General features: G+C 63.6%; 24 protein-coding genes. 10 read left to right on the plus strand and 14 right to left on the minus strand.

The annotated features are described in order from the left end of the window. Positions 1–48: 48 nt before the first annotated feature. Complete coding sequence (locus tag FJ949_RS19285; protein WP_140498540.1) at positions 49–576, minus strand: cytochrome c; 528 nt, start codon at positions 574–576, stop codon at positions 49–51. A gap of 121 nt (positions 577–697) precedes the next feature. Continuing rightward, positions 698–1822: an acetylserotonin O-methyltransferase gene (locus tag FJ949_RS19290; protein ID WP_224646891.1), complete on the minus strand. Its 1125-nt coding sequence runs from the start codon at positions 1820–1822 to the stop codon at positions 698–700. Positions 1823–2595: 773 nt separating this feature from the next. Between FJ949_RS19290 and FJ949_RS19300 the strand changes: the two genes are divergently transcribed. Then, positions 2596–3858, plus strand: a complete 1263-nt coding sequence (locus FJ949_RS19300; RefSeq protein ID WP_246680018.1) for a PLP-dependent aminotransferase family protein — start codon at positions 2596–2598, stop codon at positions 3856–3858. Positions 3859–3870: 12 nt separating this feature from the next. Here the strand turns inward: FJ949_RS19300 and FJ949_RS19305 are convergent, their stop codons facing one another. Then, positions 3871–4824 (minus strand): EamA family transporter, encoded by a 954-nt coding sequence (locus FJ949_RS19305; protein ID WP_140498350.1) that lies wholly within the window; start codon positions 4822–4824, stop codon positions 3871–3873. 243 nt (positions 4825–5067) lie between these two features. Between FJ949_RS19305 and FJ949_RS19310 the strand changes: the two genes are divergently transcribed. From FJ949_RS19310 to FJ949_RS19320, 3 genes are all read left to right on the plus strand, one after another. After that, the gene (locus FJ949_RS19310; protein ID WP_140498351.1) at positions 5068–6024 is read left to right on the plus strand and encodes an AraC family transcriptional regulator; all 957 of its coding nucleotides are present in this window, start codon (positions 5068–5070) and stop codon (positions 6022–6024) included. Positions 6025–6154: 130 nt separating this feature from the next. Further along, positions 6155–6856 (plus strand): nitroreductase family protein, encoded by a 702-nt coding sequence (locus FJ949_RS19315; protein ID WP_224519068.1) that lies wholly within the window; start codon positions 6155–6157, stop codon positions 6854–6856. Between the two features lie 154 nt (positions 6857–7010). Next, positions 7011–7928 carry an NADP-dependent oxidoreductase gene (locus FJ949_RS19320; RefSeq protein ID WP_140498352.1) on the plus strand — a complete coding sequence of 306 codons (918 nt, stop codon included), beginning with the start codon at positions 7011–7013 and terminating at the stop codon, positions 7926–7928. Between the two features lie 195 nt (positions 7929–8123). Here the strand turns inward: FJ949_RS19320 and FJ949_RS19325 are convergent, their stop codons facing one another. Beyond that, entirely contained in the window at positions 8124–9029 is a 906-nt protein-coding gene (locus FJ949_RS19325) for a LysR family transcriptional regulator (RefSeq protein ID WP_140498353.1), read from the minus strand. Between the two features lie 117 nt (positions 9030–9146). On the opposite strand from FJ949_RS19325, the gene FJ949_RS19330 reads away from it, so the two are divergent. The 3 genes from FJ949_RS19330 to FJ949_RS19340 are packed head-to-tail and all read left to right on the plus strand — an operon-like array spanning position 9147 to position 10886. Next, positions 9147–9569 (plus strand): DoxX family protein, encoded by a 423-nt coding sequence (locus tag FJ949_RS19330; RefSeq protein WP_140498354.1) that lies wholly within the window; start codon positions 9147–9149, stop codon positions 9567–9569. A gap of 45 nt (positions 9570–9614) precedes the next feature. Next, positions 9615–10487: an NmrA family NAD(P)-binding protein gene (locus FJ949_RS19335; RefSeq protein WP_140498355.1), complete on the plus strand. Its 873-nt coding sequence runs from the start codon at positions 9615–9617 to the stop codon at positions 10485–10487. Between the two features lie 42 nt (positions 10488–10529). Further along, the gene (locus FJ949_RS19340; protein ID WP_181172105.1) at positions 10530–10886 is read left to right on the plus strand and encodes a hypothetical protein; all 357 of its coding nucleotides are present in this window, start codon (positions 10530–10532) and stop codon (positions 10884–10886) included. Positions 10887–10941: 55 nt separating this feature from the next. Here the strand turns inward: FJ949_RS19340 and FJ949_RS19345 are convergent, their stop codons facing one another. From FJ949_RS19345 to hisS, 7 genes are all read right to left on the minus strand, one after another. Next, positions 10942–11397 (minus strand): VOC family protein, encoded by a 456-nt coding sequence (locus FJ949_RS19345; RefSeq protein ID WP_140498356.1) that lies wholly within the window; start codon positions 11395–11397, stop codon positions 10942–10944. A 21-nt stretch (positions 11398–11418) separates the two neighbouring features. Beyond that, positions 11419–13182, minus strand: a complete 1764-nt coding sequence (locus FJ949_RS19350) for an MOSC and FAD-binding oxidoreductase domain-containing protein (protein ID WP_140498357.1) — start codon at positions 13180–13182, stop codon at positions 11419–11421. 29 nt (positions 13183–13211) lie between these two features. After that, positions 13212–14027: a DUF427 domain-containing protein gene (locus FJ949_RS19355; RefSeq protein WP_224646889.1), complete on the minus strand. Its 816-nt coding sequence runs from the start codon at positions 14025–14027 to the stop codon at positions 13212–13214. A 432-nt stretch (positions 14028–14459) separates the two neighbouring features. Then, positions 14460–16232, minus strand: coding sequence for an AMP-binding protein (locus FJ949_RS19360; RefSeq protein WP_140498359.1), 1773 nt, complete (start codon positions 16230–16232; stop codon positions 14460–14462). A 215-nt stretch (positions 16233–16447) separates the two neighbouring features. Continuing rightward, complete coding sequence (gene hisG / locus FJ949_RS19365) at positions 16448–17146, minus strand: ATP phosphoribosyltransferase (RefSeq protein WP_140498360.1); 699 nt, start codon at positions 17144–17146, stop codon at positions 16448–16450. Next, positions 17143–18264, minus strand: coding sequence for an ATP phosphoribosyltransferase regulatory subunit (locus FJ949_RS19370; protein ID WP_140498361.1), 1122 nt, complete (start codon positions 18262–18264; stop codon positions 17143–17145). The genes hisG and FJ949_RS19370 overlap by 4 nt, the downstream gene beginning before the upstream one ends. Before the next feature lie 255 nt (positions 18265–18519). Then, positions 18520–20022, minus strand: a complete 1503-nt coding sequence (gene hisS, locus FJ949_RS19380) for a histidine--tRNA ligase (RefSeq protein WP_140498362.1) — start codon at positions 20020–20022, stop codon at positions 18520–18522. A gap of 249 nt (positions 20023–20271) precedes the next feature. On the opposite strand from hisS, the gene FJ949_RS19385 reads away from it, so the two are divergent. Beyond that, positions 20272–20517 carry a hypothetical protein gene (locus FJ949_RS19385; protein WP_140498363.1) on the plus strand — a complete coding sequence of 82 codons (246 nt, stop codon included), beginning with the start codon at positions 20272–20274 and terminating at the stop codon, positions 20515–20517. A gap of 2 nt (positions 20518–20519) precedes the next feature. On the opposite strand, the gene FJ949_RS19390 is transcribed toward FJ949_RS19385, so the two are convergent. Further along, entirely contained in the window at positions 20520–21158 is a 639-nt protein-coding gene (locus FJ949_RS19390; protein ID WP_140498364.1) for a DNA-3-methyladenine glycosylase I, read from the minus strand. 214 nt (positions 21159–21372) lie between these two features. Between FJ949_RS19390 and FJ949_RS19395 the strand changes: the two genes are divergently transcribed. Both FJ949_RS19395 and FJ949_RS19400 read left to right on the plus strand, forming a co-directional pair. Further along, entirely contained in the window at positions 21373–22107 is a 735-nt protein-coding gene (locus FJ949_RS19395) for a L,D-transpeptidase (RefSeq protein ID WP_140498365.1), read from the plus strand. Between the two features lie 252 nt (positions 22108–22359). After that, positions 22360–23280, plus strand: coding sequence for a bifunctional 5,10-methylenetetrahydrofolate dehydrogenase/5,10-methenyltetrahydrofolate cyclohydrolase (locus FJ949_RS19400; RefSeq protein ID WP_140498366.1), 921 nt, complete (start codon positions 22360–22362; stop codon positions 23278–23280). Positions 23281–23294: 14 nt separating this feature from the next. Here the strand turns inward: FJ949_RS19400 and glcF are convergent, their stop codons facing one another. Beyond that, on the minus strand, positions 23295–24620 hold the full coding sequence (gene glcF, locus FJ949_RS19405; RefSeq protein WP_140498367.1) for a glycolate oxidase subunit GlcF: 1326 nt from the start codon (positions 24618–24620) through the stop codon (positions 23295–23297). 10 nt (positions 24621–24630) lie between these two features. Continuing rightward, the gene (gene glcE / locus FJ949_RS19410) at positions 24631–25836 is read right to left on the minus strand and encodes a glycolate oxidase subunit GlcE (protein WP_140498368.1); all 1206 of its coding nucleotides are present in this window, start codon (positions 25834–25836) and stop codon (positions 24631–24633) included. Positions 25837–26004: the final 168 nt, after the last annotated feature.

Below are 26004 nucleotides of genomic sequence, written 5' to 3' on the forward strand. Positions count from 1 at the left end.
CGCCGGGCGGCGTCGAACACGACGTCCGGTGGAAGGCCGGTTTTCGGCCTATTTCGGTGCAGCGGCAGCGGTTCCGCCCGGCGGGATGATCCGCATCATGGATGTCGACACCGTGTCGCCAGGCTTGAACGGGCCCGGGACCTTGTTGCTTACCGGCTTCACGCTTTGCAGGAACGCCGCGATGGCCATGGCATCGTCCGCTGTGAGATGCGCAAAAGCAGGCCAGGGCATAATCGGCGCCAGGGTGCGGCCGTCCGGCCGCTGGCCAGTCTGGATCGCAGCGACGATCTGCTCCGGGGTCCAGCTGCCGATGCCGGTCTCCCTGTCGGGCGTGATGTTTCGACCGGGAAAGACACCGACGCCAGGTATCTCAAAGCCCACATCCGAGCCGCCAAGAAAGCGCGACATATCGGGTTTGCCGAAGAAGTAGCCGGGCGTGTGGCAGTCGTTGCAGCCGGCGATCGTGACCAGGTACTCGCCACGCGCGACCTGCGCGTCGTCGGCCACGGCGACGTATGATGGAAGGGCGACGACCGAGGCCGTGAGCAATGCGAGACGAACTGACGCTGGAAACATGGTTTTCTCCCTTGGTTGTTCTTGGCTTCTCCTATGACCTTTGTCGTGCTCCCGTCGGGGGCTGCCGTTACGCAGCCCGGCCAGCCGATTGCGGCGCACCTGATCCGCTCTACGTTGCGCCTTACGGTTTGCGGCCGATCACGGCGCCGTTCGCGGCGGGAGCATCGAACCAGACCGTCTCGACGTGCCTGAATCCGGCTTCCTCGAGCCACGCCGAATACTCGGCCGGGGTGTAGTTTCGTCCTTCCGTCTCGATCAGCATGTTGAGGCTCATCAGCGCGGCCAGCGCCGGGCCGGTCTTTTCATCATTGACGAGAAGCTCGCTGATGACGACCGCGCCGCCGCTTGGCAAAGCCTCGAAGGATCGGCGCAGCAGGGCGCGATTCTTCGCCTCGTCCCAATCGTGCATGATCATCGACAGGAGATGCACGTCGTGATCCCCGGGAAGCTGTTCGAAGAAATTGCCGTCCGCGGTCTCGATGCGGTCGGTCAAGCCGGTCTCGGCGATCTTTCCCGCGGCGATCGCGGCGACATGCGGCAAGTCGAACACGGTCGCACGCAGCGCCCCATATTGTTTGCAAAGCTCGATGTCGTACGCGCCCGAGCCGCCGCCGATGTCCAGGAGGCGGCGGAAATGACTGAGATCCACGGCTTCGCCGAGCTTGCGCGCGGTCATCGTGGAAAGCGAATGCATCGCCTCCCAGAAAAGCGCCAGCATCGTAGGATCCTCGCCCTCGAACATCGAGGATTGCACTGCCGGATCCCATGTGGTTGGCCGGTTCGTGCGCAGCGCCTCTGCAAGCCTTCCCCAGCCCGCATAGAGTCGCTTGTCGGCCATCTGCACGAAGCCACCGAAGTAATACGGCTTACCGTTCACGAGATAAGTTTCGCTTAAGGGCGTGTTGCGATAGCGGCCGTCCGTTTTCTCCAGGAGCCCAAGTGCAGCGCAGCCGGTCAACAGCATCTCGGCCGGTCGTTGATGCAGGCCGAGCGCTTCCGCCAAACCGGCAACCGTGACGGCGGCGCCGCTCGCAAGGCGGCTGAAGAGGTCCAACTCGTGCGCGGCGGCCAGAGTCTTGAAGGCCCAGAAACCGGTCGAAAGCGCCATCAGTGGGACAGCGGAAGGAAGCTCTTGCTTGGTGACGATTGGTCGGTCGGCCGCGCGCAGCCCTGTCTCGCCCGGGATCGAACCGGGCTGGTGGGCAAGTGTTGTCGTGCGCGTAGCAGAGCGCTGATGGTTGGGCATGGCACTCTCCCCAAATGTTGACGATTGGTCCGCAGCTTCCGAGCCGCGCGGTGATCTCGACGGCGCGGGTTTCGAAAATGCCGCCGATCGAATGGTCCACCAGCACGCGGCGGCGGCCTTGTGCTCGCAAGGCCGCGCCGATGGGGCGCAATAGGGTCAGCCCTGGCGACCGGCGTAGGATCGGCCCCGTGGTCCGGCAGATCGATGGCATGGACCCGAATGTCCCTCAACAGCTCGGGGGACAAATCCGCGATTGCCCGACCTCTTGAGACGGATAATTGCCAAGTCTTGAGGGCCGCGACTGTGGTTTTCGGCACAGACCAAGGTAGTCGCACGCTCGACGGGTGATGGATTCGAGTCTCCGCTCGAGGCATTTCAGCCTCCCATAGCCGGCCATCCGCTTCTTCCCTTGCCGCCGAAGCAATGGTAAGGAGGCTAGAGGACCGATAGAAGTGCCAATTCATGGATTCTTGGCCAGTCCAATTCCAATTGGCATGACGACACTTGCAAGGCGCTACCGCTAAGCCAGCGCAGGACGCAGGAGGACTGGTGGCAGGCTGAATTCCAGTGCCTGCGTCAGACCAATTCCAGTTGCTGAACAATGACCGCCTTTCACATAAGCCTGGTCGGGCGCAAGAATCTCAGCGGCGAGATTTATCGTCAGATACGGCGCGCCGTTCTGGATCGACGGCTGCGGCCCGGCGACCCTCTGCCGCCTGGCCGCGAACTGGCGCGGACGCTTGCCGTGTCGCGTGCCACCGTGACCGTGGTTTATGAACGGCTCGCCGGAAGGGTTCGTGACATCCCGGCAGGGGTCTGGGACGTTCATCAGCGAATTGGTCGTGCCGGCCGGGCGAGAAAAGACCGGACGCCGATCTACCGGCGTGCTCCAGCCACGCCAGATCTGGGAGGCGATAGCCCCACCACCCGCATTCGAGCCGGTTCGGTTCGACTTTCACGCCGGGTTTTGCGATGCTTCGCTGTTTCCGCACGGGGCGTGGCGGCGGTCGGTGGTTTGGGCGCTGCGTTCGGGCGAAGCGACCGCCGGCACTTACGAGCATCCCGCCGGACATCACGATCTCAGGGTCGCAATCGCCAGGCACATAGGCATCTCCCGAGGGATCGGGGCGGCTGCGGACGACATCATTGTCACAAACGGTACGCAGCAGGCACTGGATGTCCTGGCCCGCGTCCTGCTGGCACCGGGCGATGCAATTGCCATTGAAGACCCGGGCTACGGTCCTCCGAGGCATTTGTTCAAGGCCTTGGGTATTCGTGTGGTCGGTGTACCGGTGGATCGCCAGGGCCTGGTCGTTGATGCGCTACCGCGCGGAGTCCGAGCCGTGTATGTCACGCCGTCTCATCAATTTCCGCTTTCGGTGACGATGACGCTGCCGCGCCGGCAGGCGCTGCTGGCCTGGGCCGAGCGAAATAACGCGGCCATCATCGAAGACGACTACGACAGCGAGTTCCGTTTCGGAGGCCGTCCCCTCGAGCCGTTGCAGACGCTCGACGCAAAAGGCCGGGTCATCTACGTCGGCTCCTTCTCGAAGACAATGCTGCCGACGCTTCGGCTGGGCTTCATATTGACGCCGCCATCGCTGCGAGCGGCCGTGCACAAAGCGAAATTCGTCAGCGACTGGCATTCATCGACCCCGGCGCAAGCAGCGCTCGCGCGTTTCATCGATGAGGGCGCCTTTGCGCGTCACATCCGTCGGGTGAACGCGATCTACCGGGAACGGCACCAGATCATCGCGGACGCCATCGCCAATGATTTTGCCGGGCATCTCGAGCTCATCCCATCGACAACGGGGCTCCATCTCACCGCTCTTGCCCGGAAAATGTCGGCGGACCGGATCGCCGAGGTCGCCCGCCGCGCAGCCGATCGCAGCGTCGCCGTCCAGATCCTGTCACGGTTCGCCGTGAACGCCATACCGCGAGCCGGCATCATGCTGGGGTATGGCGCCATTCCGACGCCCCGCATCGAAGAAGGGTTGCATTTGCTGCGCGCCTGTTTCGACAGTGAACCGCCCTGACCTTCGATTTATCTACGCCACGCGTGGTTGAGCTGGCCTGGGTTTGGCCACGGTGGCGAGTACGATGCCGGTGACGATGAAGGCCGCGCCGACCAGATCGTAATCGTGCAAGCCCTCGCCGAGCAGCAGATAGGCTAACACAGCGACGAACACCGTCTGCAGGTAGAGCAGCATGCTCGCTCGGCTCGCGCCGAGCGTTTCCACGCTTTTGTTGTAGAGATAGTACATCAAGGCGCCGCCCGGACCTGCCAGATAGGCGAGCGCGAGAATGCTGTGGACGTCCATGGCGGAGCGTTCGTCGTTGAACAATTCCCACACATGGAACGGCAAGGCGACCAGCGCACCAGCGCCGAGCAGCAGCACGACCATCGGCAGGAGTTCGATGCCGAATTTGGCACGGCGCAAAAGCACGGTGTACAGGCCCCAGCAGAACGCGCTGCCGACGATCCACAGCTCGCCGGCGTTGAACTTGAGTTGCAGCAGCGCCGTCAGGTTGCCGTGGGCAACGATGAAAATCATCCCGGCGAGCGCAACCAGCGCGCCTAGCGACTTCCACAGCCCGAGCGGCTCGCCAAGCACGAAACGGGCGAGCACCATCGTCATGACAGGCGACAGCGCCATGATGATGCCGGCCGTGGTGGCGTCGGTGTCGTTGAGGCCATGGTAGATCATACCTTGGCACAGGGTGAGGCCGATCGCCCCCACCGCGACGACCTCCACGACGCGCGTTCGCAACAGTCCGATCATCGCGTCGTGATGACGGTGCACGATCGGCAGCAGGATGGCGCAGGCAAGCGTCAGCCGCCAGAAGCAGAGGCCCCAGGGTGGCATTTCAGGCGCCACCCATTTGGCCGCGATATAGACGCCAGCCGAAAGCAGCCAGCACAGGACGGCGGCCGGATAGCCGGTCACGGAGGGCACGACCTCGGGTTGCGCGACGTGATGCGCTATCGGCATTGCCTGCATGTCATGCCCTCCCCTTCGATGACGTCGGCCCCATGCGACAATATAGCCTGCGCGGTTGGGTCGTGCATCCGTTTTGAAGGGCGAAAGGAATCCGCACTCGACCGCACGCCTGATACAGGCCCTGTTCCGATCGTGGGGCGCCCGGTGCTCGCTCCCATCCAGGCGCGGTCGAAATGTGAGCGACAGATAGAACCAGTGCACAATTGCGATAAGATGTTTCACCATTCCGGTTTTCGAGGTCCAATGTCTGAAGTGGACTGGCTCAGCCATCTCTTGCAAATCATCACCGTTACCGGCCAGCTCGAGGTCCGCTGCGCCTACGGTGCGCCGTGGCGCATTGCCTGGAGCAAGGCTGCCGCAAACGAAATTCCCTACCATGTCATCGTCAGGGGCCGGGCCATTTTGGAGGATCCGGACACGAGAGCAGCAAGGGAGCTGGTGAGTGGAGATATTGTGCTGCTGCCTCACGGCGCGGCGCATGTGCTGCACGACGGCAGCGGGCAAATACCAATCCCTACCCAGCAACGGCGGGGGGCTGCCGGATGGATGCTGAGCGAGAATGATGGCCAGGGCGAGCAACTGGATCTGCTGTGTGGGCGATTTTTTATCGCACCACCCCATGATCGGCTGGTCCGCAACTACCTGCCTGCGGATCTGGTGGCGCGGTCCAAGGACGGCGATGAAGAAAACGGCATCGGCTCCGCCTCCAGCCAACTGGCCGGCCTGGTGACGCTGATGCGAATGGAGTCCGCCGGAGACAGAGCCGGAGGACGCGCCATTCTCAACGCGCTTTCTTCGGCCCTGTTCACACTGGTACTGCGCGCGGCGAGCCAATCCGGGAAAGCCCCCGAAGGCTTGTTGGCCCTGGCCGGCAATCCCCGGCTTGCTCCAGCCATTTCCGCGATGTTCGCCGATGCGGCACGGCCCTGGAAACTGCCCGATCTGGCCGAATTGTGCGGGATGTCGCGCGCTACGTTCATGCGCCAGTTCCAGGACAAGCTGGGTCGCTCCGCGCTCGATTTGTTGACCGATCTCCGCATGAGCCTGGCCGCCAACGAGTTGAAGAAGCCGGCGATCAGCACCGAGGCCGTGGCCGAGACCGTCGGGTATCAATCCGTTTCGGCGTTCCGGCGTGTTTTCGCCGAAAGGACGGGGATGACGCCGGGGGAGTGGCGGCGACTGGCGCACAAGGGCGAGTAAGACGCGCGGTCCGGAATCGAGAAAGCGCAATTTGATCCTTTCGCGCATCACATTGAGCTAATTCAGCCTCGAAATAATCATTCTTCCCCGTAGATTAGGCTCCGCAATCACTTGATAAGGGAGCCATCCAATGAACTGCCTCGCCACCACCGGACCCGCAACCCGCGTAGCCGCCCAGATCTTCGCGCAAACCGGGAAGAGCGAAAACGCTTTCGCGACGAATGCCGTCATCGAAACGATCCTAAGCCGCAGCGCCGCCAAGTACTACGATCCCGCTGCCACCCTGAGCGACGACCAAATCCGCGACCTGGTGCGTATCGGCACGTCCGCGCCAACCTCCTTCCACCTGCAGAACTGGCGCTTCATCGCCGTACGCTCGCCGGAAGCCAAGGCACGGCTGCGCCCGATCGCCTGGAATCAGCCGGCGATCACCGATGCGGCCATGACCTTCATCATCATCGGCAGGCTGGCCGATGCCAGCACCGTCCCAGCCCGCCTGGCGCCCGTGGTGGAGGCCGGCATCATGCCGGCGCACCTGGTGCCGGAATGGGAGATCCCCGCTCGCGGTTTGTATGACGATCAGCCGCGGCGCCAGCGCGACGAGGCGGTACGCTCCGCGACCTTTGGCACCGCGGCGATCATCTACACGGCCCGGTCGCTGGGCCTGGGTTCGACGCCGATGATCGGTTTCGACGCCGAGGCCGTGCACCGCGAGTTCGGCCTGGCCGAAGACGAAGTGCCGGTGATGCTGCTGACCGTCGGCCCGGAGCGAGCCGGCAACTGGCCGCAGAAGCCGCGCATGCCGGTGGCCGATGTCCTGGACTTTGCATAATCCCCAGCAACTCCAGATCTTACGGAGACAAGGATGGCAAGAACTGCCGCTCTCGTGGAAGGCGCCGCGCCAATGGCTGATTGCGTGAGAGATCGAAGACCTTCCACGCCCGTAAATTACCCCGAACCAACAAATGTCTGAGGAGACAATTCCCATGAAAGCGATCGTAGTGACGGACCAGGCTGCAGGAACGGCCGGGATGAAGGTGGTGCAGCGGCCCGAGCCGCAGGCGGCGATAAACGATGTCGTCGTCGAGATCCATGCGTCGGGGTTCGTCCCGACCGAGCTGACGTGGCCCTCGACCTGGACCGATCGCGTCGACGGCGACCGGACGCCATCGATCCCCGGGCACGAGCTGGCCGGGGTGGTCACCGCCCTGGGCTACGGTACGACAGGCCTGTCGGTGGGCCAGCGGGTGTTCGGCCTCGCCGACTGGTATCGCGACGGCACCCTGGCGGAGTATATCGCTATCGAGGCCCGCAACCTCGCGCCATTGCCGGGCGATGTCGACTTCACGGTGGGCGCTAGCCTGCCGATCTCGGGCCTGACCGCGTGGCAGGGACTGTTTCAGCACGGCCGTCTTCAGGCGGGGCAGAGCGTCCTTGCGCATGGCGCGGCCGGCGCCGTCGGGTCGATGGTGACGCAGCTCGCACGAGAGGCCGGCGCCTACGTCATTGGCACCGGACGCTCTGCCGACCGCCAGAAGGCGCTCGACTTCGGCGCAAACGAATTCGTCGACCTCGAGAACGACGCCCTCGAAGACGTGCGCGGCGTCGATCTGGTGTTCGATGTCATCGGCGGCGACATCCAGAAGCGGTCCGCGGCGCTGATCCGAGCCGGAGGCACGATGGTGACTGTCGTCGGCCCGGCCGAGGCGAGGCCCGTGGATGGCCTGGCGGTCGACTTCGTCGTCGAAGCCGATCGTGCCCAGCTGAGCGAGATCGTCCAGCGGGTGCGGAACGGACGGCTGCGGACGAACATCGGCAAAGTCGCTCCTCTCGACGAGGCGATCGCCGCCTTCAACTCGACCGAGCGACGCGCGGGGAAAACGGTCATCCGCGTTCGCCCGTGAGGTCTTGGGGGAGAGAGGGACGGTTCCTCTCTCCCCGATTTCGTCCAGACGGGCGGCCCCGGATAGGTTGCGAGCAGCGATATCTCATGTCGGCCCCGCCGGTTTCGGTGTCGCATTCTGTTGGCCCGCCGGGCCGCCGACCGGCAGACATACCCAGAATGTTGATTTCGAGGCGGGACGAAGATGTTCGTCCCGCTATTCGAGATACGGCGCCAGTACATCTTCGATCCATTTCATGAATGCGCGGACGCGGCGCGACAGATTGCTGCGATGTGCTACGACGAAGGACACGGGGATCGCCCGGCGACGCAAATCGGGCATGATCTCCACCAGCGCTCCACTCTTCAAGTATTGGCCAATCCCCAGAAGCGGCGCTTGAATCAGGCCAAGGCCGGCGACGGCGGCAGCGTCGTAGGTCTGCGCGCTGTTGACGTGTAGCGCGCCTGGCAACTGACGCGTCGAGTAGCCGTCGCCGTCCGGATATTCCCATCCATGCGGTCTCGCGCCCAGCATCGTCGAAAAATGAATTGTCCGATGTTCCTGGCGCTGGAGGTCGTCCAGCGACCGAGGGACGCCATAGCGCGCCAGATAAGCGGGACTGGCGGCGTTGACCATGCGCAACAGGCCCAGCGGGCGGGCAATCAGCGTCTCGTCTCCGATGGGACCAAGTCGCAAGACGCAGTCAAACCCCTCTTGAACCAGATCGACTTGCCGGTCGGTACTCGACACCTCCAGCTCCAACTCGGGGTGAGCCGCCATGAACTCCGGCAAGGCCGGCACGATCGTCGTGCGCGCCACTTCGGTCGGAAGATCGACCCGTAAGCGCCCGCGAAGCGCCACGCGATCGCCGGCGAACATCGAGTGCAGATCATCGACTTCAGCCAGCAGATCGCGGGCACGGGCATGAAACGCGCGCCCGTCCTCCGTCAGGCGCACGCTGCGCGTGGTGCGGTGCAGGAGCCTGGCACCGACGTCTTCTTCCAGCTTCCGGACCGCCGTCGAGGCCCTCCCCTTCTGGATGCCCAGGCTATCGGCCGCGCGGGTGAAGCTGCCCATTTCCGCTACCGTTATGAAAATGAGGACGTGCTCGAGATTCTGCATTTTCGTACCTCTATTGTTTTTTATAAAGAGAACAGTTGGTTCATTTTCTCGGTGTTTATCACACTCAGGAGGCACAGTAAGTTTCGGATATGGGATCTCCCCATCGGAGAACGACAAGTGTCCGAAACCATGAACCCGCGTCAGGCAGCCGAAACCGTGACCTTGCATCGCGCCCTGTGGGCCGGCCGGATCATGAGCGCGTTTGTCGTTATCGCTCTGGTGGCAGACGGCACCATTCAGCTTTTCGCGCCGGCACAGATCGCGGGCATGTTGCAGGAAACCGGGTTCGCGATGGACCTGACCCGTGTCATGGGCCCGATCATACTCGCCTGCGCCATTCTTTACGCCATTCCGGCCACCGCCGTCCTCGGCGCGATCCTGGTGACGGGCTTTCTGGGCGGTGCCATCTGCGCCCACGTCCGCATTGGTGAGTTGGGATCGCCGCCGGAGATCATTTCCCTGTTTCTGGGCGCGCTGGCGTGGGGCGGCCTCTATCTGCGCGATCCCCGAGTCCGGGCCATTCTACCGCTCATCCATTGAACCAACCGGGGCAGTGCCCTGTCCCTCGACATCAGGAGAAAACACATGTTTCTAGTACTGGGAATCACGGGAAAAGTTGGCGGCGCAACGGCAGAACATCTGTTGGCGCACCGCAAGGATGTACGCGCGCTCGTCCGCAATCGCGAGAAGGCGGCCAACTGGGCGAACAAGGGCGTGGAGCTGGTGGAGGGCGATTGGAATGATCCGGCAGCCATCGAGCAAGCGCTCGGAGGCGTCGAAGGCGCGTTCGTCATGTTGCCCCCTGTCTGGGCGCCCTCGCCCGATTACAAGGAAGCAAAGGGCGTGATTGCAAACTATGTCGAGGCGCTTACCAAGGCAGCGCCGCCGCGCGTGGTTGCGCTTTCGTCGATGGGCGCGAACCGAACCAGCGGGCACGGGGTGATCACGGCCCTGTCGCTTCTGGAGCAAGGTCTTCGCGACCTGAAATCGCCAATCGCATTTGTGCGCGCCGGCGGGTTCTTCGAAAACTTCCTCTACGGCTTGCAGGTCGCGCAGGGCGGAACGCTACCGGTCTACTACAATCCGACAAACCGGAAATCGACCATGGTCGCGACGAACGACATCGGCGCGGAGGTCGCATCCGTTTTGACCGGGCCGGCGTGGTCAGGGCAGCGCGTCATCGAGGTTGGTTCGATGGTCACCGCCGATGACGTCGCGGGGCAGTTGGGTGAAGTCCTCAATCGCGACGTGAAAGCCTTTGCAATCCCGCGTGCACGCTGGGCGGAAGCCTTCGAGCAATTTGGCATCCCCAAGGGCCGCTCCGGACCTGCCGAAGAAATGTTCGAGGCCGTGAACGCGGGATGGATGGACCTCGGCGCCGCGAGTACGGAGCACGTAGCCGGTACGACGCCCGCACGAGATGTGTTCGAGGCTGCACAGAACGCCGCCAAGGCGTAAGTCCGGGAGAGACGGAGACTTCCCGCTTCTGCACCGCACCTCATGTGGTTCAATTTCGCGCATTTGTTTTCGATCTCACTGCTCCCGCTATCCACTGCTTGGATGGCGGTGAGCGAACTCGAGCCGCAGCCCGTAGCCTTTTACGCAGCCGCCTTCTCTCTGGTGAATGCAACCTACATCGGGCTGATCTGGGAGCTGCTCGATCGGCGAAGCAGCGTCAAGATTTCGCCCAAAGTACGCAGGCTCATGCGCGTCCGATCCTTTACGACCTTGGCCCTCTTCGGCGTGGCTGCAATGATTGCGCTGAAGTACCCCCTTGCGGGCTTGGGTCTCTGCATCTGCTGTCTGCTCGGCTATTTGAATCCCCAACCGCCAATGGCTGAAACGCGGCGAAACTGACAAAAGTAGGCCTAACTCCGCAGCATTTTTGCGATTTCACAGCGCTGCTCGCGCATCACACATCAGGGTGTCCCCGTTCCTGCAGCACCCAAGTGTTGCCATCTGGATCCGAGAAGCCCGCGAAGCTGGCATAGTCTCGGTGGTTGGGGTCGAAACCTGGGGCGAACGCCCCACCCCAGCCGTCGATCGGAGCCTTGTGCTTGAGTTCGCTGACTTCGACTCCGCGTTCGAGCAACCGGCTTCGCGCAGTCTCAATATCCGTAACGACAAGATAGATGTTGCGAAGCGACCCTGCGGGCGCGTCCGTAACGCCTCTGCCGAATTGTATTGAGCAGTGGGAGCCAGGCGGCGTGAGCTGGACCACACGGAAGGTGGTGTTCGGCGCATAGTCGACATCGAGCGCAAAGCCGACCCGGTCCACATAAAACCGGAGCGCACGATCGATATCGCTTATCGGCAGTGTGACAACCTCAAGCGATAATGTTCCGAACGCGGCTGTGCCAGACTTCATAGTCCGTCCCCTTCGATTAGCTTACAAATCGATGACTAGATCACGGGTCGGTTGCGAGCAGCAAATGAGAAGGTTGCCGTCGGCCGGCCTTTCAAGCGGTTCAGGCTCATAGGCGATCGCGCCTGATATCAACCCACTTTCGCAGTTGTGACAAACACCGGTTCGGCATGACCACCGGGAGGGAACGTCACAGGCCTCTGCCAGCTCCAGAATGCTCCGGTACACTGAAGGGTTCCAATGGGCGGCTACACCACTTCGAGCGAAGGAGACCAGCGGACCGGCATCGGTGTCGCCTTCCGGCAGATGTGGCGCGCGCCGCTCGCTGGCAACAACACCGGGGTTCAGCGGCTCGCTCCCGTTGAAGATCTCGATACGAACGCGATCCGGGGCGACGCCCGATGCAGCTAGCGCCTCTTTCATGTCTGCCATGAAGTCGACAGGTCCGCAGAGATAGACGTCGGCGTCCTGCGGGATACTGACACTATTGAAGACCAATGATGATAGGTGGCCGGTTGCATCAAAATCGACGCCGAGTCTGTCGACCGGGTCTGGCCTGCTATAGCAGACATAACTGCGACCATGGGGGAGACTGGCCATCAGACGGCGGACTTCGGCTGCAAAAGGATGGTGCCGTCTGTCGCGAGCCGCGTATAGCCAGAGGACCTGCCGCGTGTCCCGGGCTGCCGCCAGCGCGTATAGTATTGCCAGAAGAGGTGTCGCGCCGATGCCTGCGCTGAGCAGTACCACGGGACTCTGCCCAGGCTGCAATGTAAAGCTTCCGCGCGGCGAGCTTACGTCGACAAGATCGCCTATCCGCACATGATCCCGCAGAAAAAGGCCGGCCGTCCCGTGCGGTTCGATCTTGACGCTGATTCTGTAGCGCTCTTCCGAGAGTGGGCCCGAGAGCGAGTAGCTGCGAAATAGCGCAGCACTGGAACGGGTCGGGCGAAGGCGCAGCACGATATATTGACCAGGTAGAGCGGGCGGGAGCGGCTTTCCATCGGGATGCCGCATCGACAGAGAGACGACGTCCACGGACTCCTGCTCTAGATCAGCCACCGCGAGCGGCTGAAATCCGGGAGCAGCAGGGTGTAACGCGGCTGGCGGAGCGAGCCCGGCATTGCCGCTCTCTACGCCGGTCGATTGGCTGCGCAGCAAAGCCTCAAAAGAACCCCGCCATCCTGGCGAAAGCGCTTTGATCCGCGCCGCGCGCTCCAATTCGACGCGGGGATGTTCCGGTGAATAAAGCAGTGCATTCAGCTCAGCGACGGTTACCCGTTCATTCGCTTCGCCCACCTTGAGGATTTCGTCGCCCGCTCCTACCTCGCCTTCTTGCAGAACTCGGAAGTAGAATCCTGGCCGGCCGCTGGAAGTCAGCAATGCCGGCATTCGGGGCTCGTCCATGCGGATGCCAACCCGGTAGCATGTGACGCGAGGTTGAGTGACCTCGAAAAGCGCGCCTCCAATACGAAATCGATCTCCGATGCAAACTGCATCGTCTGGCAAGCCCTCGACCGTGAAGTTTTCGCCGAACTGACCATAGACGAAGTCGGTCCTGTTCAGGTGCTTCTGCCAGTAGCGATATGATGCGATTTGATAGACGAAGACGGCCCGCTGCTCGCCCCCGTGCCCGGCGAGGTCGCCCTGACCATCACCGTCCAAATTCAATCGGCCAACGCGACAACGTCCGGCTACCGGGTTTTTGAAAATGCCGGTGTATACGGTGCGGTCATTCCAAGAGATGTTGCGCGGAAGCCCCACGTTCACGGACAATAGTCGCGCCATGCTCCGCTCCGTTTAATCGCGACCGGTAGCTAGCCGCCGGCAATCATTTCGGGGCCTCCACCAGGTGCCCGCTCCAACTCGGCCACATCGAGATTTCGATCAGGACCGTGAGGGACGACCGTCTGGCCAGACTCGAGATGAAGCTGAACGTCGTCGAGGAAGACCGAAACTATGTCCGGCTCAAACGACACAAGGTTGGCAATGCGGCGGACTTCGGGATAGGCGTCGGTGTAGGACCATGCCGCCTGACGAGCGTCGCCAATAGAATAATAGCTGCAGAGCCCTTTGTAGGGACAGAACGTCTGAAGCTTTACCGCTGTGAGGGAGGACTCGTGGATGTCATCACGAGGGACATACCAGCGTGGAGCGAACCCGGATTCGTACAGGCCCAATGGATGCCTGGTATCCGCAACGACGCGGTCGTTGTAGCGGACCACGAGGTGACGAGAACTCTGTCGAATATCTATGCGATGGTATGGGTCGGCAGCATGACCCAGGATTCGTTCGTCTTCTTCATAGAAGGCATCCATGGCGCGCCATGCGAACGCCAATCGTCCCTGGAGTTCTGTTGCATGGGCAGGGAGGTTCGTGTGTTGCCACGCTCCTCTGGCCGCCACGTGTTGCTCGCCTACCCGGACAGTGTACCATGAAGTAGACCCAAGATCAGGATGTTGGGTGATCTGCTCTGTCCGCTCCAACACATGTGCTGAAATGTCGGACTCCGGAAAATAAGCTACCGGGTAGCGGGCGGGTTCAAACAGTAGGAGAACGTCGTCGCTTTCGGCAACCCAAACCCCGCCAAACAATACGCGCATGCGCCGGCGCAGCCGTTCCACATATAACATTCTCTTGGGCAACGCTTCGGGGACGAGAAACCGACCGATGGCTCCCGTCGAGAGAGGACCTTGTTGCCAAGACAGTCCCACTGCTCAGTTCCCGATATCGCGGCAGAGCCGCAAATAGCTATTTGCAACGTAAGTCCGAGAAATTGGTTCCACCACCGATCGCAAACTTCCAGAGCGGCTCGCGCGCTCGGAAATTCGCACCCACTTCGCGGAAGACGGCTAGGCGACTGCAAGCCGGCTGAGGGACGGCCGTTCGCACGCTATATGGGTCGATCAAATCGGCGCGGCGCAGCAGCAATCGGCCATTCAACCACCCCAGCGATTGTCCACTTTGGCAGGCGCATTGCCTATAACCTGCCAGTCCGCTTTCGGCCCCGAAATGCGACATTCACACTCGTCTCGGCAACCGCACCTTCCCGCCCCGCGCTCCCCTCACGCGGTCTTCTGCGTCACCAGCCCCAGTTCCTCGACCATCGCCTGGCGCATCAGGAATTTCTGCGGCTTGCCGGTCACCGTCATCGGCAATTCGGCGCGGAAGCGGATGTGGCGCGGAACCTTGTAATGCGCGATCTGGCCGGCGCAGAAGGCCTTGATCTCCTGCTCGGTGGCGATCTGGCCGGGCTTGAGCACAATCCAGGCGCAGAGCTCCTCGCCGTATTTGGCGTCGGGAATGCCGAACACCTGCACCTCCCTGACCTTGGGGTGCCGGTAGAGGAACTCCTCGACCTCGCGCGGATAGACGTTCTCGCCGCCGCGGATGACCATGTCCTTGACCCGGCCGACGATGTTGCAATAGCCCTCGGCATCGATCGTGGCGAGGTCGCCCGTATGCATCCAGCCGTCGGCATCGATCGCCTCGCGGGTCTTGTCCTCGTCGTCCCAATAGCCCTTCATCACGGAATAGCCGCGTGTGCAGAGTTCGCCCGGCGCACCGACGGCAACGGTTGCGCCATCGGCATCGACGGCCTTGACCTCGACATGGGGATGAACGCGCCCGACAGTCGAGACGCGTTTTTCCAAGGGGTCGTCGACGCTGCTCTGGAAGGAGACCGGGCTGGTCTCGGTCATGCCGTAGGCGATGGTCACTTCGGACATATGCATCAGCGACACCACCTTCTTCATCACCTCGATCGGGCATGGCGAGCCGGCCATGATGCCGGTGCGCAGGCTGGACAGGTCGAAGGCGGCGAAATCGGGATGGTCGAGCAGGCCGACGAACATGGTCGGCACGCCGTAGAGGCCGGTGCAGCGCTCCTGCGCCACGGCGTTCAGTGTCGCGCCGGCATCGAAGCCCTCGCCGGGAAAGACCATGGTCGCGCCCTTGGTGACGCAGCCCATCGTGCCCATCGACATGCCAAAGCAATGGTAGAGCGGCACGGGAATGCAGAGCCGGTCGTCCACCGTCAACCTGATCGCCGAGGTGACGAAATTGCCGTTGTTGAGGATGTTGTTGTGGGTCAGCGTCGCGCCCTTGGGTGCGCCCGTGGTGCCGCTGGTGAACTGGATGTTGATGGCGTCGTCCGGCTTCAGCCCCTCGGAGATGCGGTCGAGGCTGTCATGCTCGTCGCGCCCCGCCATCGCCAGCACATCGGCGAAATTGAACATGCCGGGCGAGTTCTCCTCGCCCATGCGGATGACGATCCGGAGCGCCGGCAGTTTCTGTGCCCTGAGCTTGCCGGGCGTGGCCGTCGCGATCTCCGGCGCCAGCGTCTCGATCATGCCGAGATAATCCGAGGTCTTGAAGCTGGCCGCGGTGACCAGAGCCTTGCAGCCGACCTTGTTCAGCGCATAGTCCAGCTCGGTGAGCCGGTAGGCCGGGTTGATGTTGACCAGGATCAGGCCGATGCGGGCGGTGGCGAATTGCGTCACCAGCCATTCCCAGCGGTTGGGCGACCAGATGCCGACGCGATCTCCCTTTTCGAGGCCCAGCGCCAGGAAACCGGCGGCCAGCGCATCCACCGTGTCGGACAGCTCGCTCCAGGTGAAGCGCTTGTCCTGGCCGACGAAGACGGCGGCATCGAGCGTGCCGTATTTGCCGGCCGTGTCGGAGAACAGTGCGGGAATGGTCTTGTCGAGCAGCGGCACGCCACGCTCACCCGAGACGTGCGCCTTGCCGTCGACGGGCGCGACAAAGACGCTGCCGGCGCGCGCCCCGCGTCCGCGCAAACTGGTGGCGTTCTTCAGCTCGTCGAGATTGACCGGCATCGCTCTCTCCTCCCAGAACATCCGAGCCTATCAGCCTGCCGGGACGGTGGAAATCCCGCCGAAGGTAGGGCCAAGCTTCGAAGGCGGACCGCGCCGCCTTCCACGGTCATAAGAATGGCAGGGTCGTGAGAATGGCGCAGAACGAAAAACCCCGCCTCGAAGGGCGGGGGGCGCAAATCATCACCATAGCAAGAACAAAATTTGTCCGCCGCCAGCTATCCCTTCACCGAGGCCATGCTGGCCGCTATGTCGCGCAGCATCGTCTCGTCGGCCGTGGAACGCGTCTTTCGCGATGCGACAAGACACGCCTGCGACCGCAGCACGACGCCGTCGACCAGCACCTTGAGATGGTTGGCGCGCAGCGTCGAGCCGGTGGTGGTGATGTCGACGATGACATCGGCAAGGCCGGCCGCCGGCGCGCCCTCCGTGGCGCCCAGGCTCTCGACGATGCGATAGACCTGGATACCGTGCTTCTGCGAGAAGAATTGCTGGGTCAGCCGCCAGTATTTGGTGGCGATCCTGAGCCGCCTTCCGTGACGCTGGCGGAAATCGGCGGCGACATCATCGAGGTCGGCCATGGTCTCGACGTCGAGCCAGATGTCGGGCACGGCCACCACGACATCGGCATGGCCGAAGCCGAGACGGGCGACGATTTCGGCGCGCGCCTCCCAGTCGGCGAGGTTCTCGCGCACGAGGTCCTCGCCGGTGATGCCGAGATCGACGGCACCTTGCCCGATCTCGCCCGATATTTCGGAGGCGGACAGGAAAACGACCTCGACATTGTCCATGCCTTCGACGCGGGCGTGATATTTGCGCTCGTCACCGGGCAGGCTGATGGCGAGGCCGGCTTTCGCCAGCACCTCCAGCGCCTGCTCCTTCAACCGGCCCTTGGACGGGATCGCCAGCGTGATCATGGCGCGTGCTCCCGCAATGCCTCGATGCGGTCGAGCCAGACCGAGAAGCCGACGCCGGGGATCGGCGTCTTGGCGCCGAGCAGCGTCAGCAGCCGGTCGTAGCGGCCGCCGCCGGCCAGCGGCCTGTCACCATCTTGCGCCGCGATCTCGAAGACGAGGCCCGTGTAATAATCGAGCGGCCGGCCGAAGGCCGCGTCATAGCGGATCTTTTGTGCCGGCAGGCCATTCGCCTCGACGGCCTTGGCGCGCGCCGCGAACTTTTCCAGCGCGGCTCCCAGCGAAAGCCCGGCGGCACCGGCAAAACTCTCGAGCGCCTGGGCCGCGCCGTCGAGCGGCACGTCGATCGCCAGAAAGGTCTTCAGCGCCGCGAAGGCTTCGTTGGACAGCCGCACGCTGCGCAGCTCGGCCTTTTCGATCAGCCGCCGCGCGATATCGGCCGGCGCGCGTCCGGCCGAAGCCGACAGGCCGGCCTGTTCCATGCCGCCGGCTATATGCGCGGAGAGACCGTCCAGGTCACCGTCGAGCACAAGTGCCGCGACCGGGCCGGAGAGCTGGCTGTTGCGCGGCGGGTTGGCGAGATCGGCAAGGGCTGCCTCCAGCATCGGCGCCGAGCCGAAGGCGCGGGCGAGCCGCATGCGCCAGCCGCGCGGCAGGCCGAGAGCCGCCAGCACCGCCTCGAAAATCGCCTGGTCGCCGAGTGTGATCGCGAGCGGCTGGCCCGGCAGCGCCAGGGACAGCAGTGCATGCGCATCGGCCACCGAACGGGCGTCGGCCGCAGCCGTGTCGCGGTCGCCGAGATCCTCGATGCCGGCCTGGAAGAACTCGTTGCCGCCTTCGCGGCGCTGGCGGAACACTTCGCCCAGATAGGAGTAGCGACGCGGCGTACCGGCCTGGCTGGCGATATGATCGAGGCAGACGGGAATGGTGAATTCCGGCCGCAGGCAGAGCGTCTGCCCGGTCTCGCTTTCGGTCAGGAAAATGCGGCGGCGCAAATCCTCGCCGGCCATATCGAGAAACGGATCGGCCGGCTGCAGCACGGCGACCTCCACCGCATGCGTGTCGCGGGTCGCGAAGAGGCCGGCGATGTCGGCCGCGATGGCGGGATAGCGGGAGGTCAATTTGCAAACCTCAGCGCTGTACGACCCTCTGGTCCCAAACCGGAGACGCCAATGATCCAGGTCAAGGCTGGTGCTCTACGGCGCCCCCCTCTGCCCTGCCGGGCATCTCCCCCTCTAGGGGGGAGATTGGCTGCTTCGCAGCTGGTGCCCTTCTTGGAATCCTGAAAATTGGCGAAAGCCATGGTGACAGCCGATCTCCCCCCTTGAGGGGGAGATGTCCGGCAGGACAGAGGGGGGCGCCGTAGAACGCGGCCTCTATTTGCCACGCGCCCTCTCCTCAGCCTGCGCCGCCAGGATCTTTCTCACCTGCGCCACCAGCTCGCTTTCCGCCACCGTGACCTGCGCCGGGCGGGCGGCACGCCATTCGGCGTTATCGGTGATCTCGGCCGACAGGCGCGCGCCTTCGATCAGGTCCTTGATCTGCAATTCGCCCTTGGCGCGCTCGTCGCCGCCCTGGATGATCGCGACCGGGCAGCCGCGACGGTCGGCATATTTGAGCTGCGCCTTCATGCCGGCGCCGCCGAGATACATTTCGGAGCGGATGCCGGCGGCACGCAGCTCGCCCACCATCTTCTGGTAGCGGCCGAGGCTTTCGGTATCCCTGTCCATCACCAGCACGACGACCGGCGCGATCACATCGGCGCTGTCGAGCTTGCCGAGGTTCTTCAGCGCCGTCATCAGCCTGGAAACGCCGATGGAGAAGCCGGTCGCAGGCACCGGCTCGCCGCGGAAGCGCGACACCAGCCCGTCATAGCGCCCGCCGCCGCCGACCGAACCGAAGCGCACGATCTGGCCATCCTCGTTGGGAATCTCGGCCAAGAGCTCGGCTTCGAAGACCGGGCCGGTGTAATATTCGAGGCCGCGGACGACGGAGCGGTCCATAGCGACGCGATCTTCGCCGTATCCCGCCGCCCTGACCAGGGCCTCGATGGTCGCGAGCTCGCCAACGCCCTCCTGGTAGACGGCGTTCCCACTGACGCTGGCATCCTGGCCGGCCTGCGCATTTCGAGCGGTCGCCTGAAGAACCGCCTCGGCTTGCGTATCATTCAGCCCGGCGCCTTTGGCGAAGTCGCCCTCGCCTTCCTTGCCGCCGTCCCAGCGCCCTGGTCCCAAGAGAAGCCGCACGCCTTCCGGCCCGAGCTTGTCCAGCTTGTCGATCGCCCGCAGCACGGTCAGCCGACGACTCGTATTCCCTTCACCTCCGAGGCCGATCGCCTCGAGCACGCCGTCCAGCACCTTGCGGTTGTTGACGCGGATGACGTAGTCGCCGCGCTTGATGCCGAGCGCTTCCATCACATCGGCCATCATCATCGCCATCTCGGCGTCGGCCGCGACGCCCGGCGTGCCGATCGTGTCGGCGTCGAACTGCATGAACTGGCGGAAGCGGCCGGGACCGGGCTTCTCGTTGCGGAACACCCAGCCGGAACGGTAGCTGCGATAGGGTTTTGGCAGGCGCTCGAAATTCTCGGCGACGAAACGCGCCGTCGGCGCGGTCAGGTCGTAGCGCAGCGACAGCCACTGGTCGTCATCGTCCTGGAAGGAGAACACGCCTTCGTTCGGCCGGTCCTGGTCGGGCAGGAATTTTCCGAGCGCATCGGTGTATTCGATCAGCGGCTGGTCGGCGGGTTCGAAACCGTAGAGTTCGTAGACCGAGCGGATGGTCGCCATCATCTTCTCGACGGCGCGGATATCTTCGGCGCTGCGGTCGGCAAAACCGCGCGGCAGCCGCGCTTTCGTCTTTTCCGATTTGTCGGCCATGGATTCGCCCGGTGTTCCGTGTTGCTGAAAACTCAACAGCGTTGCGATTTTCGCAACGGGCGTGTCCTAACCGAACAGGTCCTACCGGGCAAGGCCGGTGGCAGGCGCTGTCTCCATGCATGCGAGAAGGCACGCGGGCGTTCGCCGAAACAAAAACGCACCGAAAATGAAACAATCCCGCCATCGGCGCGGCATCGTGCCGACATAATCGAGGCCGATACAGCGCACCGCAATGGAGGGGTTCGGGACATGATGAGCGCGGTGGAATTTCACGACAACAGGGATGCGGGCGACATGCCGGCACGCCTGCGCGCCGCAGATGTCCAAGCTCCCAGCATGATCGGCCAGCCGGCCGGACCGTTCGAGGTACACGCCGATACCGGACCTTCCCTGCGCGACGCATTGGTGACCGGCCTGCTGGTGATCTATCCAACCGTCGCCACCGTGGTCGCGATCGTCGCCGACCTGTTCCTGGGAAGTGCCAACGGCGCCTGAGGCTATTTCGGCCGTTTGAAAGCCTTCCGTTCTTTCTCGACCTCTTTGCGGCACACACACCCCTCGAGATGATCGTTGACCAGGCCCATCGCCTGCATGAAGGCGTAGACCGTGGTCGGGCCGACGAAGGTCCAGCCGCGCTTCTTCAGATCCTTGGAAATGCGGATCGAGACCGCCGTGGTCGGATTGGCGCGCAGATGGGCGAGGTCGACCACCTGCGGCCGTTCCTCCCTGCCGGGTTCGAACTTCCAGAACCAGGCAGCGAGCGAGCCGAATTCATCGGCCATTTCGCGGGCGCGTTTGGCGTTGTTGATGGTCGAGACGATCTTGCCGCGATGGCGGATGATGCCGGCATCGCCGAGCAGGCGCTCGACGTCCTTGTCGGTGAAGGCGGCGACTTTGTCGAAATCGAATCCGGCGAAAGCGGCGCGAAAATTCTCGCGCTTGCGCAGGATGGTCAGCCAGGACAGGCCCGACTGGAAGCCTTCGAGACAGATCTTCTCGAACAGCCGGCGGTCGTCCGCCACCGGGCGGCCCCATTCATGGTCATGGTAATGCAGGTAGTCGGGCAGATTGCCGTGCCAGAAGCAGCGCGCGACACCGTCGGGTCCGGCGAGAAGGCCGGTTCTTTCCTTGTCCATGGCGAGAATTCCATTCGTTAACGCGCTGGTTGCGCTGCTTTACCTTGGCTTTACCAGATTCCTGAACGCGGCGGTAACCACACCAAAAGGTTTACCGACAGTTCCGCATTTTACACATTCCGATTCATGTTTCGGTTGCTGTTCCCGCGCCAATGATCGCTGAACCGGGAGGTGGTTTCCACCCGGTTTGTCAGACGATCAAGGTGCTTTCCCGATGAAGAGAGTTTTGTTTTCCGTGCTCGGCGCCGTGGCTGCGTTTGCCGCAGGCGTCACACCTTCCACGGCCGGAGACCGCTATGCCGACAGACCGCCGGTGATGGTGAGCCCCGACCTTTCCGCCCCCTGGGTGCTGCAGCTTGGCCAAGCGCCGGGGATCGTGCGGCAGAACCGGCAGGTCGCGCAGCAGCCGCGCCCGCGTTATGCGCAGCCCGACCGCGTGCAAACGGCGGCCGTGCAGGCCCCGGCCAAGCGCATGGTCGCGCGCCCGCAGATCAATCCGATCTACCTGCCGCAGGAAGTCGCCTATGACGGCTCCCAGAAGCCGGGCACCATCGTCATCGATACGACCCAGAACTTCCTCTATCTGGTCGAAAAGAACGGCAAGGCGCGGCGCTATGGCGTCGGCACCGGCAAGCCGGGCTTCGAATGGTCGGGCACGCACAAGATCACCAACAAGCGGGTCTGGCCGGACTGGCGCCCGCCGGCCGCGATGATCAAGCGCGAGGCCGCCAAGGGGCGTTACCTGCCAACCTACCTGGCCGGGGGCATGGAGAACCCGCTCGGCGCGCGCGCGCTCTATCTCGGTAGTACGGAATATCGCATCCACGGCACCAACCAGCCCTGGACGATCGGCGGCGCCGTGTCGTCGGGCTGCATCCGCATGCGCAACGAGGATGTCGTCGACCTTTATGAACGGGTCGATGTCGGAACCACTGTCGAGGTGATATAATAGTTGCTGCGAATCACCCGATCCGGAAGCGCAGCGCTTCCCGGGATCGGAAGGAATAACGGGGGACGGGCCGTATGGGGATGCGGCCGGTCAGAAAGGGCGGCACGGGAAACCGTGCTGCCCTTTCCGTTTCGGACGAAGCACTGCCGCGCCCGCACGTCGCGCAAAAGGCATGACGGTTCGCATTCGTGCTGCCATTGCCGCTGTTCTTTTGCTATGGCAAGGCAACGCTCAGGTCAGAAGAGTCCGATCATGTCACTGTCCGACGACAGCCGCTATCTCAAGGGCGGCCCGGTTGCCCGGCGCATCATCGCCGCCGTGCGCGAGGATGCGGCGATCGCAAGGGCCGAAGGGTTCCCGCCCAAACTGGTGTCGATCACCGTCGGCGATACGGCGGCGGTGGATGTCTATGTACGAAACCAGCGCGCCAAGGCAGAGCTGGCGGACATCGATTTCGACGAACGGCGCTTTCCCGCCACCATCACCGCGGGCGAACTGGAAGCGGCGATCCACGGCCTGAACGCCGATCCGCGCGTTACCGGCATCATCATCCAGCGGCCGGTGCCGGCACATATCCCGATCAGGACGTTGCAGGCGGCGGTGCATCCGCTGAAGGACGTCGAAGGCATGCATCCGGCCTCGATCGGCAACATCGTCTACAACCAGCTCGATCTGGCGCCCTGCACGGCGGCCGCCTCGGTCGAGTTGCTCAAGGAAACCGGCCTCGACCTCAAGGGCCTGGAAGTGGTGATGGTCGGCCACTCCGAGATCGTCGGCAAGCCGATCGCCTTCCTCTTGATGAGCGAAGGCGCGACGGTCACGGTCTGCCACCACATGACGCGCTCGGTCGCCGCGCACGCGCGCCGCGCTGATGCGCTGTTCGTCGCCGTCGGCAAGCCGCGCCTGATCAAGGCCGACATGGTAAAGCCGGGTGCGGCCGTCATCGACATCGGCATCAATTCCGAGACGCTGCCGGACGGTTCCACCCGTATCGTCGGCGACGTCGACACCGACAGCGTGAAGGACGTGGCCTCCTGGATCACTCCGGTGCCGGGCGGCGTCGGTCCGATCACCGTTGCGATCCTGCTGCGCAACACGATGGTGGCGCTCAGCCGCCAGCGCGCGCTCTACGAGGCGACCTACGGCACGATCGACAGGCTGGCGGCCGAATAACGCCGGGGCGGCCCCTACTCAGCGGCGATCAGGCCGGGTTCCGCGACACCTTCCGGCCTCGGCCCGCCATAGGCCCAGTCGAGCAGCTTGATCGTATGCACCACCGGCAGCTTCGCGGCAGACGCGATCTGCGTTATGCAGCCGATATTGCCGGTGGCGACGACCGAAGCGCCGGTAGCCTCGATGTTTTTCACCTTGCGGTCGCGCAGCCTGGCCGAAATCTCCGGCTGCAGGATGTTGTATGTGCCGGCCGAACCGCAGCACAAATGCCCTTCGCGCGGCTCGCGCACGATGAAACCGGCTTTGGCCAGCAATTCCCTAGGCTGGCGGGTGATCTTCTGGCCGTGCTGCATCGAACAGGCCGAATGATAGGCGACGACCGTGCCCGGCTTGCGCACCGGTTCGGGCAGGTCGATGGCGGTCAGGTATTCGGTAATGTCCTTGGCCAGCGCGGAGACACGTGCAGCCTTTTCGGCGTAGGCCGGATCAAGCCGCAGCATGAAACCGTAATCCTTGATGGTCGTGCCGCAGCCCGACGCGGTGATGATGATGGCATCGATCCCGCCTTGTTCAATCGCGCGGGTCCAGGCATCAACATTTTGCCTTGCAGAAGCAAGGGCGGCTTGCTCGCGGCCCATGTGATGGACGAGCGCGCCGCAACAGCCCTCGCCCGGCGGCACCACGACCTCGACGCCAAGCCGCGTCAGCAGTGAAATGGTCGTGTCGTTGATGGCGGGATCGAGCACCGATTGCGCGCAACCGGTGAGGATGGCGACGCGGCCCCTCTTCGCCCCCTGCCCGGTATGGGTGCCCGGCGAAGCCATCGGCGATGCTCCCGGGATCGATTCCGGCGCGAGCTTGAGCATTGCGCCAAGCGGCTTCAATGCCGGGATCTTCTCGAACAGGCCGATGAACGGCTTGCCCAGTTTCGCCAATTTGAGCGCGGCGCGAAAACGCCGGGGATAGGGCAGGACGAAGGCCAGCATGGCGCGGGTCAGGCGATCGAGCAGCGGCCGCCTATAGGTCTGCTGGATATGGGCGCGGGCATGGTCGACCAGATGCATGTAGTTGACGCCAGACGGGCAGGTGGTCATGCAGGCGAGGCAGGAAAGGCAGCGATCGATATGGGTGACGATCTCTTTGTCGGCCGGGCGGCCGTTTTCCAGCATGTCCTTGATCAGGTAGATGCGCCCGCGCGGTGAATCGAGCTCGTTGCCCAGCGTCACATAGGTTGGACAGGTGGCGGTGCAGAAGCCGCAATGCACGCATTTACGCAGGATTTTTTCCGACTCGGCGACATGCGGGTCGGCAAGCTGGGCAAGCGAAAAATTGGTCTGCATCTCTGATGTCCTAGGCCATGCGGCCGGGATTGAGGATGTTCTTGGGGTCGAATTCCTGCTTCAGCCGCTGGCTGAGCGCAGCCAGCGCCGGAGCCTGCGGCTCGAACACCGGCAGAGCGGCGCGATGCGAAGGAGCCGCGCGCACCAATGTCGCATGACCGCCGCCATGTTTTCTCAGAAGTCCGCGCAGCAGCGTCGCTTCCGGGTCACCCTCCTCCATGCGCAGCCACACCAGTCCGCCCTGCCAGTCATAGAAGGCGCTGACGGCAGCCTGCATGCGCAGCGTGAAAACCATCTGGTGCGCCTGGGCAGGCGCCATCGATACGCGCCAGACCGGTTTGTCGCTGTTGTCCGCGAAAGGCCTGCAATCGCGCACGTCACGCCACAAGGCAGCCGACGCTTCGCTGGAAATCTCTTCGAGTGGTCCGGCATTTCCGAGCAACGTCTTCAGCGCGGCGATGCGATAGACGACGGAGGGGCCAAAACCTTCCACCCGCAGCAGCGTGGCCGCATCATTGCCGAGCGCACCTGCGGCAACCCGTGCGGCAATCCGCTCCGGAACGTGCGCGGCGCTCGATACTTCAGCACTGGAGCCGAGCGCCAGGGCCATGGCCGCGGCGGCCGCATCGTCGAGCAGGCCGCGGATGGCGAGCGTAACCTCGGTCTCGGCCGACGGCAGCACCTTGAAGGTGACGTCGGTGAACACGGCCAGCGTGCCCCAACTGTTGGCCATCAGCTTGGACAAGTCATAACCGGTGACGTTCTTCACCACGCGGCCCCCCGATTTGAAGGCCTCGCCGCGCCCGGAAACCACATGGATGCCCAGGATGTGATCGCGCGCCGCCCCCGCTTTCAGCCGGCGCGGGCCGGAGAGGTTCACTGCAAGCGCACCACCAAGCGTGCCCTTGCCCGGCTCGCCGCCGAGCAGCGGGCCGTAGTCCATCGGCTCGAAAGCGAGTTGCTGGCCGTTTTGCGCCAGCAGCGTCTCGATTTCGGCCAGCGGCGTGCCGGCCTTTGCGGACAGCACCAGTTCGGCTGGTTCATAGAGCGTGACCCCGGCGAGCCTCGACAGGTCGAGCGTGTGCTCCGTCTGCAGCGGACGGCCGATGCCGCGCTTGGAGCCGTGACCGAGGATTTCGAGCGGCGAGCCTTCCGCCGCCGCCCAGGCGACGGTGGAGAGGACTTCGGAAGGGGTGATGGGAGTGAAGGTGGTCATGGCGCCGATGCGCAATATGCGGGAATGCCGCGTTCCTTCGCGCCCCCCTCTGTCCTGCCGGACATCTCCCCCTCAAGGGGGGAGATTGGATGCCGGGCCGGGTTTCGCCAATCTCCAGCGTTGGCGGAAGGGCGAAGCGACGAAGCTGCCAATGTCCCCCCTTGAGGG

The organism is Mesorhizobium sp. B2-4-1, assembly GCF_006442185.1.
Taxonomy (GTDB): domain Bacteria; phylum Pseudomonadota; class Alphaproteobacteria; order Rhizobiales; family Rhizobiaceae; genus Mesorhizobium.

Coding starts and splice junctions, on each gene's coding strand:
- FJ949_RS19285 (WP_140498540.1), bottom strand. CDS start 576: ATGTTTCCAGCGTCAGTTCGTCTCGCATTGCTCACGGCCTCGGTCGTC.
- FJ949_RS19290 (WP_224646891.1), bottom strand. CDS start 1,822: ATGCCCAACCATCAGCGCTCTGCTACGCGCACGACAACACTTGCCCAC.
- FJ949_RS19300 (WP_246680018.1), top strand. CDS start 2,596: ATGAACGGCTCGCCGGAAGGGTTCGTGACATCCCGGCAGGGGTCTGGG.
- FJ949_RS19305 (WP_140498350.1), bottom strand. CDS start 4,824: ATGCAGGCAATGCCGATAGCGCATCACGTCGCGCAACCCGAGGTCGTG.
- FJ949_RS19310 (WP_140498351.1), top strand. CDS start 5,068: ATGTCTGAAGTGGACTGGCTCAGCCATCTCTTGCAAATCATCACCGTT.
- FJ949_RS19315 (WP_224519068.1), top strand. CDS start 6,155: ATGAACTGCCTCGCCACCACCGGACCCGCAACCCGCGTAGCCGCCCAG.
- FJ949_RS19320 (WP_140498352.1), top strand. CDS start 7,011: ATGAAAGCGATCGTAGTGACGGACCAGGCTGCAGGAACGGCCGGGATG.
- FJ949_RS19325 (WP_140498353.1), bottom strand. CDS start 9,029: ATGCAGAATCTCGAGCACGTCCTCATTTTCATAACGGTAGCGGAAATG.
- FJ949_RS19335 (WP_140498355.1), top strand. CDS start 9,615: ATGTTTCTAGTACTGGGAATCACGGGAAAAGTTGGCGGCGCAACGGCA.
- FJ949_RS19340 (WP_181172105.1), top strand. CDS start 10,530: ATGTGGTTCAATTTCGCGCATTTGTTTTCGATCTCACTGCTCCCGCTA.
- FJ949_RS19345 (WP_140498356.1), bottom strand. CDS start 11,397: ATGAAGTCTGGCACAGCCGCGTTCGGAACATTATCGCTTGAGGTTGTC.
- FJ949_RS19350 (WP_140498357.1), bottom strand. CDS start 13,182: ATGGCGCGACTATTGTCCGTGAACGTGGGGCTTCCGCGCAACATCTCT.
- FJ949_RS19355 (WP_224646889.1), bottom strand. CDS start 14,027: ATGTTATATGTGGAACGGCTGCGCCGGCGCATGCGCGTATTGTTTGGC.
- FJ949_RS19360 (WP_140498359.1), bottom strand. CDS start 16,232: ATGCCGGTCAATCTCGACGAGCTGAAGAACGCCACCAGTTTGCGCGGA.
- hisG (WP_140498360.1), bottom strand. CDS start 17,146: ATGATCACGCTGGCGATCCCGTCCAAGGGCCGGTTGAAGGAGCAGGCG.
- hisS (WP_140498362.1), bottom strand. CDS start 20,022: ATGGCCGACAAATCGGAAAAGACGAAAGCGCGGCTGCCGCGCGGTTTT.
- FJ949_RS19385 (WP_140498363.1), top strand. CDS start 20,272: ATGATGAGCGCGGTGGAATTTCACGACAACAGGGATGCGGGCGACATG.
- FJ949_RS19390 (WP_140498364.1), bottom strand. CDS start 21,158: ATGGACAAGGAAAGAACCGGCCTTCTCGCCGGACCCGACGGTGTCGCG.
- FJ949_RS19395 (WP_140498365.1), top strand. CDS start 21,373: ATGAAGAGAGTTTTGTTTTCCGTGCTCGGCGCCGTGGCTGCGTTTGCC.
- FJ949_RS19400 (WP_140498366.1), top strand. CDS start 22,360: ATGTCACTGTCCGACGACAGCCGCTATCTCAAGGGCGGCCCGGTTGCC.
- glcF (WP_140498367.1), bottom strand. CDS start 24,620: ATGCAGACCAATTTTTCGCTTGCCCAGCTTGCCGACCCGCATGTCGCC.
- glcE (WP_140498368.1), bottom strand. CDS start 25,836: ATGACCACCTTCACTCCCATCACCCCTTCCGAAGTCCTCTCCACCGTC.